13 protein-coding genes are annotated in these 13,661 nt (G+C 69.9%); 5 read left to right on the top strand and 8 right to left on the bottom strand.

Features of this window, described 5'->3' with window-relative positions; translation table 11 throughout:
* Nucleotide 1: 1 nt before the first annotated feature.
* Together AB7I40_RS02775 and AB7I40_RS02770 are read left to right on the top strand one after the other, a co-directional pair.
* Entirely contained in the window at nt 2-1,171 is a 1,170-nt protein-coding gene (locus tag AB7I40_RS02775; RefSeq protein WP_428343516.1) for a site-specific DNA-methyltransferase, read from the top strand.
* Nucleotides 1,168-1,989 (top strand): oxidoreductase, encoded by an 822-nt coding sequence (locus AB7I40_RS02770; protein ID WP_428343515.1) that lies wholly within the window; start codon nt 1,168-1,170, stop codon nt 1,987-1,989. The genes AB7I40_RS02775 and AB7I40_RS02770 overlap by 4 nt, the downstream gene beginning before the upstream one ends.
* On the opposite strand, the gene AB7I40_RS02765 is transcribed toward AB7I40_RS02770, so the two are convergent.
* Entirely contained in the window at nt 1,990-3,396 is a 1,407-nt protein-coding gene (locus AB7I40_RS02765; protein ID WP_428343514.1) for a WS/DGAT/MGAT family O-acyltransferase, read from the bottom strand.
* 108 nt (nt 3,397-3,504) lie between these two features.
* On the opposite strand from AB7I40_RS02765, the gene AB7I40_RS02760 reads away from it, so the two are divergent.
* Nucleotides 3,505-4,605: an FUSC family protein gene (locus AB7I40_RS02760; RefSeq protein ID WP_428343513.1), complete on the top strand. Its 1,101-nt coding sequence runs from the start codon at nt 3,505-3,507 to the stop codon at nt 4,603-4,605.
* Between the two features lie 26 nt (nt 4,606-4,631).
* Nucleotides 4,632-5,711, top strand: coding sequence for a DNA polymerase IV (locus AB7I40_RS02755; protein WP_428343512.1), 1,080 nt, complete (start codon nt 4,632-4,634; stop codon nt 5,709-5,711).
* On the opposite strand, the gene AB7I40_RS02750 is transcribed toward AB7I40_RS02755, so the two are convergent.
* Both AB7I40_RS02750 and AB7I40_RS02745 read right to left on the bottom strand, forming a co-directional pair.
* Nucleotides 5,650-6,258 carry a DUF402 domain-containing protein gene (locus AB7I40_RS02750; RefSeq protein ID WP_428343511.1) on the bottom strand — a complete coding sequence of 203 codons (609 nt, stop codon included), beginning with the start codon at nt 6,256-6,258 and terminating at the stop codon, nt 5,650-5,652. The genes AB7I40_RS02755 and AB7I40_RS02750 overlap by 62 nt on opposite strands.
* Nucleotides 6,259-6,268: 10 nt before the next feature.
* Nucleotides 6,269-7,099, bottom strand: coding sequence for an SDR family NAD(P)-dependent oxidoreductase (locus AB7I40_RS02745; RefSeq protein WP_428343510.1), 831 nt, complete (start codon nt 7,097-7,099; stop codon nt 6,269-6,271).
* 73 nt (nt 7,100-7,172) lie between these two features.
* On the opposite strand from AB7I40_RS02745, the gene AB7I40_RS02740 reads away from it, so the two are divergent.
* Nucleotides 7,173-7,874 (top strand): NUDIX hydrolase, encoded by a 702-nt coding sequence (locus AB7I40_RS02740; RefSeq protein ID WP_428343509.1) that lies wholly within the window; start codon nt 7,173-7,175, stop codon nt 7,872-7,874.
* Here the strand turns inward: AB7I40_RS02740 and AB7I40_RS02735 are convergent.
* From AB7I40_RS02735 to AB7I40_RS02715, 5 genes are all read right to left on the bottom strand, one after another.
* Entirely contained in the window at nt 7,785-9,074 is a 1,290-nt protein-coding gene (locus AB7I40_RS02735) for a glycosyltransferase (RefSeq protein WP_428343508.1), read from the bottom strand. The two genes, AB7I40_RS02740 and AB7I40_RS02735, sit on opposite strands and share 90 nt — an antisense overlap.
* A complete protein-coding gene (locus AB7I40_RS02730; RefSeq protein ID WP_428343507.1) occupies nt 9,071-11,059 on the bottom strand; it encodes an ArnT family glycosyltransferase in 1,989 nt (662 codons plus the stop codon). Before AB7I40_RS02730 ends, AB7I40_RS02735 begins: the two co-directional genes overlap by 4 nt.
* 99 nt (nt 11,060-11,158) lie before the next feature.
* Nucleotides 11,159-11,302, bottom strand: coding sequence for a GPGG-motif small membrane protein (locus AB7I40_RS02725; RefSeq protein ID WP_428343506.1), 144 nt, complete (start codon nt 11,300-11,302; stop codon nt 11,159-11,161).
* Nucleotides 11,303-11,405: 103 nt separating this feature from the next.
* Nucleotides 11,406-12,833, bottom strand: a complete 1,428-nt coding sequence (locus tag AB7I40_RS02720; protein ID WP_428343505.1) for a sensor histidine kinase — start codon at nt 12,831-12,833, stop codon at nt 11,406-11,408.
* Nucleotides 12,830-13,534, bottom strand: coding sequence for a response regulator transcription factor (locus AB7I40_RS02715; protein ID WP_428343504.1), 705 nt, complete (start codon nt 13,532-13,534; stop codon nt 12,830-12,832). Before AB7I40_RS02715 ends, AB7I40_RS02720 begins: the two co-directional genes overlap by 4 nt.
* Nucleotides 13,535-13,661: the final 127 nt, after the last annotated feature.

Raw genomic sequence — 13,661 nt, 5'->3', positions numbered from 1 at the left:
CATGGTCTGGAACGAGTTCATCGAGGGTGACAACCTCGAGGTCCTGTCGCGCCTCGACGATGTCGTCGACCTGATCTACATCGATCCCCCCTACAACACCGGCAACGACTTCGCCTACCGTGACGATCACGGTGTCGGCCGCAACCGGCACCGCGACTGGACCGACATGATGCGGCCCCGCCTGGTGGCCGGCCGGGACCGACTCAAGGACACCGGCGTGCTGTTCGTCAGCATCGACGACAACGAGGCGGCTCACCTGCGACTCCTGCTGGACGAGGTGTTCGGTGAGCGCAACTTCATCGCCCAGATCGTGGTGAACCTCAATCCCAAGGGTCGTCAGCTGGGCCGGCACTTCGCCACCAGCCACGAGTACCTGCTCGTCTACGCCCGCGACGCCGGGCGCACGGTGCTCGATGCGAGCAGCTCGCGGACCGTCGACGAGAGCGACTTCCCCCTCACCGACAACGAGGGTCGGCGCTACCGACACCTGCCGTTGCGCAACACCAACAAGAAGTTCAACCCCGTCACCTCCCGCACCTTGCACTTCCCGGTGTGGGGGGACCCGGCAACCGGCCGGGTGAGCAGCGAGACCTTCGAAGGAGCCCAGCAGATCGAGCCGGTCTTCGGTGACGGGCGTCCTGCGGTGTGGCGCTGGTCGCGGCCCAAGATCGATGCCCAGGCCGGCGACCTCGTGTGCCGCGAGATCGTCGGGCGCGGGGGTCGGCGTACCGATGTCTTCCAGAAGGACTGGCTGCACCCGGACGGCCCGACCCTGCGGCGCAAGAAGCTCAAGACGATCTGGCTCGCCGAGGAGGTCGGCTCCACCGACACCGCCGTCCAGGAGCTCAAGGACCTGCTCGGTCACGTCTTCGAGAGTCCCAAGCCGACCGGTCTGATCCTGAGGATCCTGGAGACGATGCCCTCCGACGCGGTCGTCCTCGACTTCTTCGCCGGCAGTGGCACCACCGGACACGCGGTCGCGCTGGCCAACGCCGAGGACGGCGGCACCCGGCGATGCATCAGCATCAACTCCGCCGAACCGACGCGGCCCGGGTCCAACGCCGACCTGGCCGGACTCCGCACGGTCAGCGCGATCACCGAGGCCAGACTTCGTGAGGTCGCCACGAGCATTGGCGGCGGTTTGCAGGTGACCAGGATGATGGCCCCATGAGCAGACGTGTAGCCATCGTGACCGGAGCCTCCAGCGGGATCGGCGAGCAGACCGCCCTCGCGCTCAAGAAGGAGGGCTACGAGGTCTATGCCGTGGCCCGACGGCTCGACCGCATGCAGGGCCTGGCCGATCAGGGGGTGCACGTCTTCGCCATGGACGTCACCGACGACGCGAGCATGACCGCAGGGATCGCTCGCGTCATGGAGGAGCGGGGGCGCATCGACGTGCTGGTCAACAACGCCGGCTACGGGTCCTACGGGGCTCTCGAGGACGTCCCCATCGACGAGGCGCGACGCCAGTTCGAGGTCAACGTGTTCGGTCTGGCCAGGCTCATCCAGCTCGTCACCCCGCACATGCGGGCCGCGAAACAGGGACGGATCATCAACGTCTCCAGCATCGGCGGCAAGTTCTACGAGCCGATGGGGTCGTGGTACCACGCCACCAAGTTCGCCGTCGAGGGCCTGAGTGACAGCCTGCGCATCGAGTTGCGTCCGCACGGCATCGACGTCGTGATCATCGAGCCCGGCCCGATCCGCACCGAGTGGAACCAGACGAGCCGGGACAACCTCGTCGCGACCTCGCGGGACGGGGCCTATGCCGAGCAGGCCGAGACGGTGCGCCGAGTTCTCGAGAGCGGCGACAGCCGGCGGAGGTCCAGCCCGCCCGAGGTCGTGGCTCGCAAGATCGTCAAGGCCGCCGTCTCGAGCAGTCCGCGAGCGCGCTATCCCGTGGGCAAAGGCGCCGGGACGCTGATGACGGCGCGCAAGCTGCTGCCCGATGTCGCCTTCGATGCCCTCGTCCGGCGGGTCTACAGCTGACTAGCTCCGCTGGATGCCGGCAGCCTTCTCGAGCGCGCGCAGCTCGACGTCGAGGTGGGTCAGCAGGCGCTGCAGGTGCGGGACCGTACGCCGGCAGCCGGTCAGGCCGAAGGCCATGTTCCCGTTGTACGACGTGCAGGTGATGTTGAGCGCCATGCCGTGGATCGGGATGGACAGCGGATAGGTGCCGGTCAGCTCCATCCCGTTGAAGTAGTGCGCGGTCTTGGGCCCGGGCACGTTGGAGATCACCACGTTGTACGGAGGGCGCACCAGGCCTTGCAGCCGCAGCATGGGTGTCAGGATCGCCGGAGCCTGCCCCACGGCGCTCATCGCCAGGATCTGGATCGGGGTCATCGCCGACAGCGCTTCCTTGCCGCTCAGCATGGACCCGTGGATCGCCTCCAGCCGATCACCGGCGTCCTCGAGGTCGGTGCCCAGCTTGACCATGATCGAGCCCACCGCGTTGCCGCCGTCGCCGGAGGCGAGGTGCGACTGCTTGGCGTTGAGCCCGATGGGCACCATCGCGATCAGGGTCTCGGGCGGAAGGTCGTCGACATCGAGCAGGTAGGTGCGCAGAGCGCCCCCGCACATGGCGAGCACGACATCGTTGATCGTGGTGCCAGTGGCCTTGCCGATGGCCCGCATCCGCTGGATGGGCCAGTCCTGGGCGGCGAAGCGACGTGATCCGGTGATGTTCTGGTTCAGCAGGGTGCGGGGCGCGTAGAGCGACAGCGACGAGGTCTCGTTGCGCACGCTCCGGTTGAGGGTCCGGACCAGGGCTCCAGGCAGTCCCGCGGCCTCCGCGGTCATCCCGAACGCCGTGCGTAGGGCTTGGATCGTCAGTTCACCGGGATCCGCCTCACTCGACTCGGGCCGGGGCCGGCTGCTCGGGCGGGCGGCCCAGGGCGCGGGCATGTTGCGCCGGTCGGGGTCGGTGGTCAGCACGCTCTGCAGCAGCCGCATCGCCGACACTCCGTCGACCAGCGCATGGTGGGTCTTGGTGTACATCGCCACCCGCCCGTCACGCAGGCCCTCGATGATGTGGGCCTCCCACAGGGGGCGCTCCCAGGCCAGGCGCTGGCTGTGCAGCCGGGAGCAGAGATCGAGGAGCTCGCGCACCCGTCCGGGCCGGGGCAGGGCGCTGTGACGGACGTGGTGGTCGATGTCGAACAGTTCGTCCTCGACCCAGACGAGCTGGCCGGCGGTCTTGAGCGAGCGCATCGGACGCTTCAGGAAGAGCGGGGCGATCTGGTCGACGTCGCGCATCTGCTCGTAGAGGTCCTGCACGAAGTTGCGGCCGGCGCCCTCCGGCTTCTTGAACAGCTGGAGACCGCCGACATGCATGGGCATGTTGCGGTTCTCGCTCAGCAGGAAGCCGACGGCGGTCGGGTCGATCAGTGAGACCACTTCATGCTCCTTCAGCCGCGCGACGTGACGCCGTTCACTCTGGTGCGACCTTAGCCACCCTGTCGACACTCGTCAGCCGATGTCGACCGGGACTGGCAGGATCGAGGCATGGAAGCCAATCCGCTCGATCGGCTCTGGGCTCGCGGCCGAGTCTCGGCGGGCGACCGGGTGCGCAGGTTACGGGCCAAGGGGTTCCAGGTCGCCCAGTGCGCCATCGCGGCCGGAGTCGCCTGGTGGCTGGCCCAGGAGGTGCTCGGGCACCAGACCCCGTTCTTCGCGCCGATCGCCGCGGTCGTCAGCCTCGGGACGTCCTACGGGCAGCGACTGCGCCGGGTGATGGAGGTCGCGATCGGGGTCGGTGCGGGGGTCCTGGTGGGCGACCTCCTGGTCAACCAGATCGGCACCGGCTGGTGGCAGCTCACCCTGATCGTCGGCCTCGCTATGAGCGCTGCACTGCTCCTGGACGGTGGCCAACTGCTGGTCACCCAGGCGGCCGTGCAGTCCATCGTGGTCAGCACCCTGCTCCCGGACCCGGCCGCCGGGTTGACCCGGTGGAGCGATGCTCTGGTGGGCGGAGCCGTGGCGCTCGTCGCGGCGACCGCGGTCCCCGCTGCCCCCCTGCGGCGACCGCGCGACCAGGCGGCCCTGGTGATCGAGAAGATCGCGGCGCTCCTCCGCGCCGCCTCCGAGGTGATGGTCAGCGGTGAGGTGGAGCCGGCCCTCGACCTCCTGGCCGACGCCCGAGCGACCGACTACCTGATCCGCGAGCTCCAGGACGCCGCAGACGAGGGACTCTCCGTGGTCGCCTCCTCACCGTTCCGGATCCGGCACCGGCCAGGGTTGCGCCAGATGGCCGAGCTCGTCGATCCGCTCGATCGCTCCCTGCGCAGCACCCGCGTGCTGGTCCGCCGCACCGCCGTCGCTGCCTACCATCGTCGCTCGGTGCCCCACTCCTACGCGGTCCTGTGCACCGATCTGGCCGACGCGGCAGACGTGGTGGCGGTCGAGCTGCACGCCAACCGTCGCGCCGACGCCGCCCGGCCGCACCTGCTGGCGGTCGGCAACGCCACGGGTCAGGTCGAGCGCACCGATGACCTGTCGACCGAGGTGGTGCTCGCCCAGATCCGCTCCGTCGTGGTCGACCTGCTCCTGCTCACCGGGCTCGATGCCCTCGAAGCCACCGACGCGCTGCCGCCCCCGCGGCGCTGAGTCCGAGGGCAGGAGGTGGAGCGCGGATGACCACGCAGTGGGTGTTGCACGTCGACCTGGACCAGTTCATCGCTGCCGTCGAGATCCAGCGCCATCCCGAACTCGAGGGTCGACCGGTCGTGGTGGGCGGCCGGGGCGACCCTACCGAGCGGGGGGTGGTCGCGACGGCGTCGTACGCCGCCCGTGAGTTCGGCGTGGGCTCGGGGATGCCACTGCGGATCGCGGCCCGCAAGATCCCCGACGCGGTGTTCCTGCCCGTCGACAAGGAGGCCTACGACGCTGCGTCGGCCCAGGTGATGGGCACGTTGCGCGCCCTGACCTGGGGTGGCGTGCCGGTGGTCGTGGAGGTGCTGGGCTGGGATGAGGCGTTCCTGGCTCCCGGTCCCGGTCACGGCGACCTGGGCGACCCCTTCGCGTTCGCCGCGGGGATCCGCGACGCGGTGCACGACGCGACCGGGCTGCACTGCTCGGTCGGGATCGGCGACAACAAGCTGCGTGCCAAGATCGCCACCGACTTCGGCAAGCCCCGGGGTGCCTGGCAGCTGACCGAGTCGACCTGGTTCGAGGTGATGGGGGCACGCCCGACGACCGCCCTGTGGGGGATCGGCGCCAAGACCGCGAAGAAGCTCGCCGCGCTCGGGATCGACACGGTCGCTCAACTGGCCGCGGCCGACCCGCACCAGCTGGCCGAGACCCTCGGCCCCACGATGGGGCCGTGGTATCGCCGGCTGGGGCGCGGTGTCGACTCCAACCCGGTCGACGCCACGCCCTGGGTGCCGCGGGCGCACGGCCGCGAGACGACGTTCCAGGTGGACCTCGAGGACTGGGACCTCGTGGTCGAGGAGGTGCGCTCGCTGACCGGGCGTGTCGTGGAGGACATCGACGCGGAGGGGCGTCCGGCCATGCGGGTGGGGATCAAGGTCCGCTATCGGCCGTTCATCACGGTGACCCGCAGCCTGACGTTGCCTGCTGCGACCAACGACCCGGCCGTGCTCGCCCAGGCCGCCGTCTCGCTGCTCGACCGGGTCGAGCGGGACCGTCCGGTCAGACTCCTCGGGGTCCGCTTGGAGATGGTCGATCCGTCACCAGCGCCTCCAGCAGGGTGAACCAGGGCGCCGAGCTCGCCGCGTCGAAGGGAGCACCCTCGGCGCTGACCAGGGAATGGATCCGGTCGCAGCTCGCGGAGGCCAAAGCGACGATCCGTTCGGGGTAGCCGAACGTGATCCGGTGCTCGGCGAACTCGTCCTCGTCATCGATCCAGATCCGGCCGCTGGTGCCACGCACGACGTCGAGGTCCAGATCGACCGCCCCCAGGTCCTCGCCCTCCCACACCGGGGGAGTGGTGATGTCGACGTAGACGCTCACCGGGCCGCCGACCGCGTGGAAGGTGGCCACGAAGCTGCGGGCCAGGTCGCTGCCTCTGCCCGGCACCAGGCAGACCTGGTCGACCGGAGCGACGTACTGCGCGCCGGGGCGCTCCATGTGCGTCCCGGCCGGGCAGCCGAACCAGTCCCCGTGCTCGTCACTGCCCAGGAAGATCGCCGAGTAGCGCCAGTGGGGCTGGTCACCCCACTTGCTCATCGCCACCCGGATCGGGGCGCCGACGGGCACGGGCACGCCCGCTGCGGGCGACTCCTGCGATGACCCGGTCACGAGGCAGACCTTAGTGGCGAGGCCGGGCCTTTCGCCCGAAGCGCGCCACAATGTCCTGATACCGCGAGCCGGTGAGCTTGGCGAAGTGGTGGATCAGGTGGGCGTCGAGACCCACGAGAACCCGGGCCCGCCCTTTGAGCACGCTGTCCAAGACGATGGCAGCGGCCTTCTCCGGAGGCATCTTGGCGAGCTTGTCCTCGAAGAGGCGGTCGATGGCGTCCGCGTCGAGACCGGGGTTCTTGCGGCCGTTGCGCGAGATGCCGGTCCTGATCCCCCCGGGATGGACCACGGTCACCCCCACGGGGTGCCCGTTGACCAGCATCTCCTCGCGCAACGCCTCACTGAAGCCGCGCACGGCGTACTTGGTGGCGTTGTAGGCCGACTGGCCGGGCATCGAGACCAGGCCGAACAGCGAGGAGATCGTGACCACGTGCCCATCGCCGGAGGCGATGAGGTGGGGCAGGAACTCCTTGGTGCCATTGACGACGCCCATGAAGTTGATGGCCACGATCCAGTCGAAGTCGGCGTAGGACATCTCCTCGAAGTCCCCCGTGGCGGTGACGCCGGCGTTGCTGATGAGCACGTTGACCCGGCCGAAGTGCTCCGCGACCGCAGCCGCCCACTGCGCCATCGCAGCGCGGTCGGAGACGTCGAGCACGTCGCTGCGCACCTGGGTGACGCCGGCCGCCTTCAGCAGGTCGACCGTCTCGGCCAGGGAGTCGGGGTTCCAGTCCGAGAGCGCCAGGAGCGCGCCGCGGCCGGCGGCGTCGAGGGCCAGAGCCCGGCCGATGCCGGAGCCGGCCCCGGTCAGGGCGATCACCTTGCCGTCCAGCGTCAACATGTGCCCACCGTACGACGCCGGGTGGGCAACGGGGCACGTTGAACTTGTCAGGTGGACAAGTTACGTTCGCAGGGTGGTGTTCACCAGCGACTACCCGATCTTCTCCGTCACGGTGGACATGGTCGCGCTGAGCATCGTCGAGGACGAGCTGGCCGCATTGGTGGTCCGACGAGGTGACGAGCCTTTCCTGGGCCAGTGGGCCCTGCCGGGAGGTTTCGTCGACATCGACGAGGACCTGCTGGCGGCGGCCCAGCGCGAGCTCTTCGAGGAGACCGGAGTGCGTTCGGGCGACCTGGTCTTGGAGCAGTTGCGCACCTACGGCGCCCCCGGCCGCGACCCGCGGGGCCGGATGGTGAGTGTGGCCCATCTCGCGGTGCTGGCCGAAGCGCCCAGCCCGACTGCGGGCAGCGACGCGAGCCACGCCGAGTGGGTGCCGGTGCCTGCGCTGCTGGAAGCCGAGATGGCCTTCGACCACCACCGCATCCTGGCCGACGGAGTCGAACGCGCCCGGTCGAAACTCGAGTACACCACCTTGGCGACGGCCTTCGTCAGTGAGCGGTTCACCTTGTCCGAGCTGCGTCATGTCTACGAGGTGGTGTGGGGGCGCGAGCTCGACCCTGGCAACTTCCAGCGCAAGGTGCGCCACACCGAGGACTTCGTGGAGCCCACCGGGGAGACGTGGCCCTCACCGGGTGGGCGGGGCCGTCCCGCTGCTGTCCACCGGGCCCAGAGTCGCGAGATCCGCGCCCTGGCCACCCCGATCACCCGAGGGTGAGCCCTCGGGGCTGAGGGTCTCGCGGGTGAGGGCCTGGGGCGCAGCGTGGCGAAAGATCCACAGGCGCATGGCCGCGAACCGCATCACCGTGACGGCCAGGTTGGTCAGGGTGAGCACCACGACCTCCGCCCAGTGCGGTGCGGAGCCGAGCAACCAGAGGGCAGCACTGGTCAGCGCCAGCCCCAGCCCGAACACCAGCAGGCCCTGGACATGGTGCCGGATCGGGTCACCGCCACGGATCCCGAACGTGAAACGCCGGTTGAGGGCGGTGTTGGCCACCGCGGTCACGAGCAACGCCACCAGGTTGGCGACCTGGGCCGGCCACCACTGCCGCAGCCCGAGGAACAACACCGCGTAGGCCAGGGTCGAGAGCACGCCGACGCACACGAACAGGGCCAGCTGGGTGGCGACCCGCCCCGAGGCCGCGGCCACGCCGAGCCGGCCCGAGACCTCCTCCAACGGCAGCCTGCCGGTGACCAGGGACCAGCCCAGGCGACGGATGCCACGAAGGTCGTCCAGGGCGGTGCGCAGCACGTCGACCCGTGAGTCCGGGTCGTCGACCCAGTCGACCGGCACCTCGTGGATCCTCAGTCCGGTCCGCTCGGCGAGCACCAGGAGCTCGGTGTCGAAGAACCAGGTGTTGTCCTCCACCAGGGGCAGCAGCTCGGTGGCCACCGACCTACGGATGGCCTTGAACCCGCACTGCGCGTCGCTGAACCTGGCCCGCAGGGTCGAGCGCAGGAGCACGTTGTAGGAGCGGGAGACCAGTTCCCGCTTCGGGCCCCGCACCACCCTGCTCCCGCGGTGCAGCCGAGACCCGATCGCGATGTCGGAGTGCCCCGACAACAGCGGTGCGACCAGCGGCAGGAGTGCGTTGAGGTCGGTGGACAGGTCCACGTCCATGTAGACCAACACCTCTGCGCGGGACGCGGACCACACCTGCTTGAGCGCCCGGCCTCGGCCCTTCTCGACCAGCGACACCACTCGGACCCCGTCGTAGGCCCGGGCCATCTGGCGCGCCACCAGGGGGGTGGCATCCGAGCTGGCGTTGTCGGCGATGGTGATCTCCCACGTCCACGGCAGCCGGTCCAGGGCCGCGGTGAGGCGCTCGATCGCGATCGGCAACGCCACCTGTTCGTTGTGGACCGGGATGACGACCTCGAGGGTGGGAGCCGGCTCGATGACCTCCAGCGCGCTCACGCGATCCCACCGGACAGGTCGTAGACCGTCACGCCGTCCACCGTGGTCGCGGTGAAGTTGTCCGCGACCCAGGTGGCGATGTCGGTGCTGTCGCTCGCGCCCCCCGTCTGGGTGCCGCCCAGACCACCTCCCACGCCTGCGCCCAGGCCGTCCCCGCTGGCCAGGAAGTAGTGGATCTCGCCGTTGGCGACGTACTCCTGGAACTGCGCCAGCGTGGGGCTCGGGTCGGAGCCGTTGAAGCCACCGATGGCCATCACCGGTTCCTGGCTGGCGAGCTGGTAGCCGCTGGCCGCGTTGGAGCCCACGGCTGCCGCCGCCCAGGTGTAGGACGCTGCGTCGGTCTGCAGCAGCGCGGTGATCTGGGCCGTCGACGTGGAGCCGTTGAGGAGCGAGCCGACCCCGCCGGCCATGCCGCCCATCCCCCCAGGCCCAGCGTTGCCGCCGGACGTGCTCGGCCCGGCGGTCGGGATGCTCCCGGTGTGTGGCGTCGCGGCGGTGGCCACGGAGTACGCCGCGGGGGCGGCCAGGGCCGCGATCACGGCAGTGGCGGCGACCATGCGGGCGACCCGGTGCGGCAGGTGCCGGACACCGACGATCATCAGGGCGGTGGCGAAGCCGACGGTGGCCACGACGTACTTGAGCCACGGTTGCCAGTCGGAGCGATCGAGCAGGCTGAAGGCCACGGCCGTGGTGAGGGCGAGCGTGAAGCCGAGCACTGCGCTGGAGACCAGCGAGGCGCGACGCCTCCACAGCACCAGGGCGCCGATGGCCGCTGAGGCGGCGATGGCCGGCGCCAGGGCCACCGTGTAGTAGGCGTGGAAGATCCCGGCCATGAAGCTGAAGGTCAGCGCGGTGACCAGCAGCCAGCCCAGCCACAGGACCAGGGCAGCGCGGACACCACGGGTGAGGCTCGAGCGGCCGATCGCCAGGGCGGCGACACCGAGGATGAGTGCGGCTGGGAGCAGCCAGGCGATCTGGGAGCCGATCTCGGAGTTGAACATCCTGAAGACCCCGGTGGACCCCCAGCCTCCGCCGCCGCCGACCGATCCCGTCTCGTCGCCGGTCAGCCGTCCGAAGCCGTTGTAGCCGAGGGTGAGCTCGAGGATGGAGTTGGTCTGCGAGCCGCCGATGTAGGGGCGCGAGGAGGCCGGCCAGAGCTCCACGATCGCGATCCACCAGCCGCCGGCCAGCACCATGGCGCCGAAGGCGACCAGCAGGTGGCCCAGCCGCTTCCACAGCGGGAGGGCCGCGAAGAGCAGGTAGACCAACGCCAGGGGCGGGAGCACGAGGAAGGCCTGCAGCATCTTGGTCAGGAAGGCCAGTCCCACCAACGCGCCGCCCAGGGCGAGCCAGCGCACCGGGTGTCCGAGGCCGGGCGACTCGGTGGCCTCGACCCCACGCAGTGTCGCGTAGGCCGATCCGATCAGCAGCAGCACGAGCAGTGCGTCGGGGTTGTCGAAGCGGAACATCAGCACGGCCACCGGGGTCAGAGCCAGCATGAGGCCGGCGAGCAGTCCCGCCCCTGCGGAGCCGGTGGCCCGTCGTACCGTCGCGTGCAGGAGGGCGACCGAGGCGACGCCCATGAGGGCCTGCGGCACCAGCAGGCTCCACGACGAGAGCCCGAAGATCCGGATGGACAGGGCCATGGGCCAGATGGACAGGGGCGTCTTGTCGACGGTGATCGCGTTGGCGGCATCCGAGGAGCCGAAGAAGAAGGCCTTCCACGACTCCGAGCCGGCCTGGGCGGCGGCGGCGTAGAAGGAGTTGGCCCAGCCGGAGGCACTGAGGTCCCAGAGGTACAGGGCCCCGGTGAGCACCAGCAGCCCGACCAGCCAGCGGCGCTGGCCGAACGGGGTGTCCTGCGCTGAAATGGGCTCCGCCCCGGACAGCGCACCCCCACTGCGGGTCAGGGACCCGGGGGAGGCGATGTCCGGGGGCGGAGGACTGGAGCGGCCGATGGCGGTCCGGAAGGTCTGCGAAGTCATGACCACCACAGTGGTGGCCGGCGCTGGCAGCACCCTCGGACGCGGCTGTCAGCCGCCTGTGAGCGAGAGGACCGGCCTGGGCCGCGCCCTCCCGCCGGGTCAGTTGAAGATGCTCACGCCACCCGGGCCGACCAGCAGGCCGACGATGATGAGGACGACGCCCCACAGGACCTGTCGACGCACGATGGCGAAGATGCCCGACACCACGAGAACGACGGCGATGAGCCACAACAGGGTATGCATTCTTGTACTCCTTGTCTGGCCAGGGCGTCGATGCCCTGGCAACCCCTCACGCAATCACCTGCGCAAGGGGCCGGAATACACCCCTTTGGGCACTATCTGGGGGTCAGCCGGCGGGCCCGTCCGGAATCCGGACGCTCACCCGGGTCGAGCCGGGCTCGCTGGTCAGCCGCACGGTGCCAGCGTGGGCCCGCACGATCGCCGCCACGATGGACAGCCCCAGTCCGGCGCCGCCCGAGCTCCGGGTGCGGGCGGCGTCGCCGCGGGTGAACCGCTCGAACGCGGTCCGGGTGAGGTCCGGCGGGAAGCCCGGGCCGTCGTCGGCCACCACGAACTCGATGCCCGACCGGTCGAGGGCACGAGCCGACACCGTCACCGTCGTCCCGGGTGGGGTGTGTCGGCGGGCGTTGGTGAGCAGGTTGGTGACGACCTGATGCAGTCGCTGCTCGTCGCCGCGGATCTCGAGCGGCTCGTCGGGCAGCTCGAGGCGCCAGCGGTGCTCGGGCCCGACGACCTGCGCATCGCTGACGGCCTCGAGCAGGAGCCGGGTCAGGTCGACCGGCTCGCTGATCAGGGGACGGCCGGAGTCGATGCGAGCCAGCAGCAGCAGGTCGTCGACCAGGGCACTCATGCGGTCGGCCTCGGTCTCGACCTTGGTCATCGAGGCGGACAGGGTCGCTGCGTCGTTCGGCGTACGTCGCGACAGCTCGGCATACCCACGGATCGTGGACAGTGGAGTCCGCAGTTCGTGGGAGGCGTCGGCCACGAACTGGCGGACCTGCTGCTCCGACTCGTGGCGCGCGGTCAGCGAGGACTCCACGTGGGAGAGCAGCGAGTTCAGGGCCGCACCCACCTGGCCGACCTCGGTGTCCTCGTCGGGGTTCGGCACTCGAGGGGAGAGGTCCACCTCGCCGGAGTCCAGGGGCAGGGTGGCGACCTCGTGGGCCGTGGCGGCCACCTCACGCAGCGGCGCGAGCTGGCGGCGTACGACGATCGTTCCGACCAAGCCCGCGACTGCCACCCCCAGCAGGCCGAGCAGGGCCTCGGCCCAGATCATGGAGGAGATGGTGTCATCCACGGTGCTGGTGGGCAGACCGGTGATCACCGTGCCGGCGTTCGTGACCTGTGCGGCGACCCGGTATTCACCGACGCCAGGGAGATCGACCTCGCGGATGCGCCCATCGGTCGGCACGGCGGCGAGCTCGGCCAGTGCCTGGGTCGACAACGGCTTGTAGCCGTCGCTCGTGATCACCGCACCCCCGTCGTTCGGGCTGGCGACCCTCGCGCTGAGCGTCCCGGGCTGTTGACGGTTCGTGAACCCGTCGTCCCCGTCGCGGTCGTCGTCTCCTGGAGGTGGTTGGTAGGCCCCGCCGGGTCCGTCGGTGAACCGCTTCATCGCAGCCTGGATGTCGCGGTCGAGCCGATCGGTGAGGTTGGCCCGCATGGCGATCGTGGTGGCCGCACCGATCAGCAGGGTGACCACGGCCACCAGCAGGACCGCGGTGACGACCAGCCGCGAGGTCAGTGACTTCATGGCTTGAGGACGTAGCCCGCGCCGCGCATGGTGTGGATCATCGGGTCCCGGCCGGTGTCGATCTTCTTGCGGAGGTAGGAGATGTAGAGCTCGACCACGTTGGCCTGGCCACCGAAGTCGTAGTTCCACACCCGGTCGAGGATCTGGGCCTTGGACAGCACCCGCTTGGGGTTGCGCATCAGGAACCGCAGCAGCTCGAACTCGGTCGCGGTCAGGGAGATCTCCACCCCGCCGCGGGTGACCTCGTGGCTGTCCTCGTCGAGGGTCAGGTCTCCTACGGTCAACAGTGACGTGGAGGCTGCCTGCTGTGCCCCGGAGCGACGGAGCAGGCCCCGCAGCCGGGCCACCACCTCCTCGAGGGAGAACGGCTTGGTGACGTAGTCGTCGCCGCCGGCCGTGAGACCCGCGATCCGGTCCTCGACGGAGTCGCGTGCGGTGAGGAACAGGACGGGCAGGTCGGGCTGGTGGCCGCGCATCCTGCGCAGCACCTCGAGGCCGTCGAAGTCGGGAAGCATCATGTCGAGCACGACGGCGTCGGGCTTGAAGTCCTTGGCAGTGCTCACCGCCTTGCTGCCGGTGTGGGCCTGGGCGGTCTCCCAGCCTTCGTAGCGCAGGGCCATCGCGATCAGTTCGGCGATGTTCTGCTCGTCGTCGACGACCAGCACTCGCGGAGGTGTTCCGTCCGGGCGGGTGAGTTCCATGGGGACACCTTCTCCCAGTGCACCCGTCGTTGTCTGTGTCCTGGCTGTGTGTTCGCTGTGCGTGCGTCCGACTGGGACAGCCACAGCACCCCATCATCACCTCCACAGCCCCTTGACAGGTCGGCGG

The organism is Nocardioides sp. (genome assembly GCF_050246775.1).
GTDB lineage: Bacteria > Actinomycetota > Actinomycetes > Propionibacteriales > Nocardioidaceae > Nocardioides.
The sequence above is the reverse complement of the archived record's forward strand: the minus strand, read 5'-3'. Positions and strand labels throughout refer to the sequence as shown.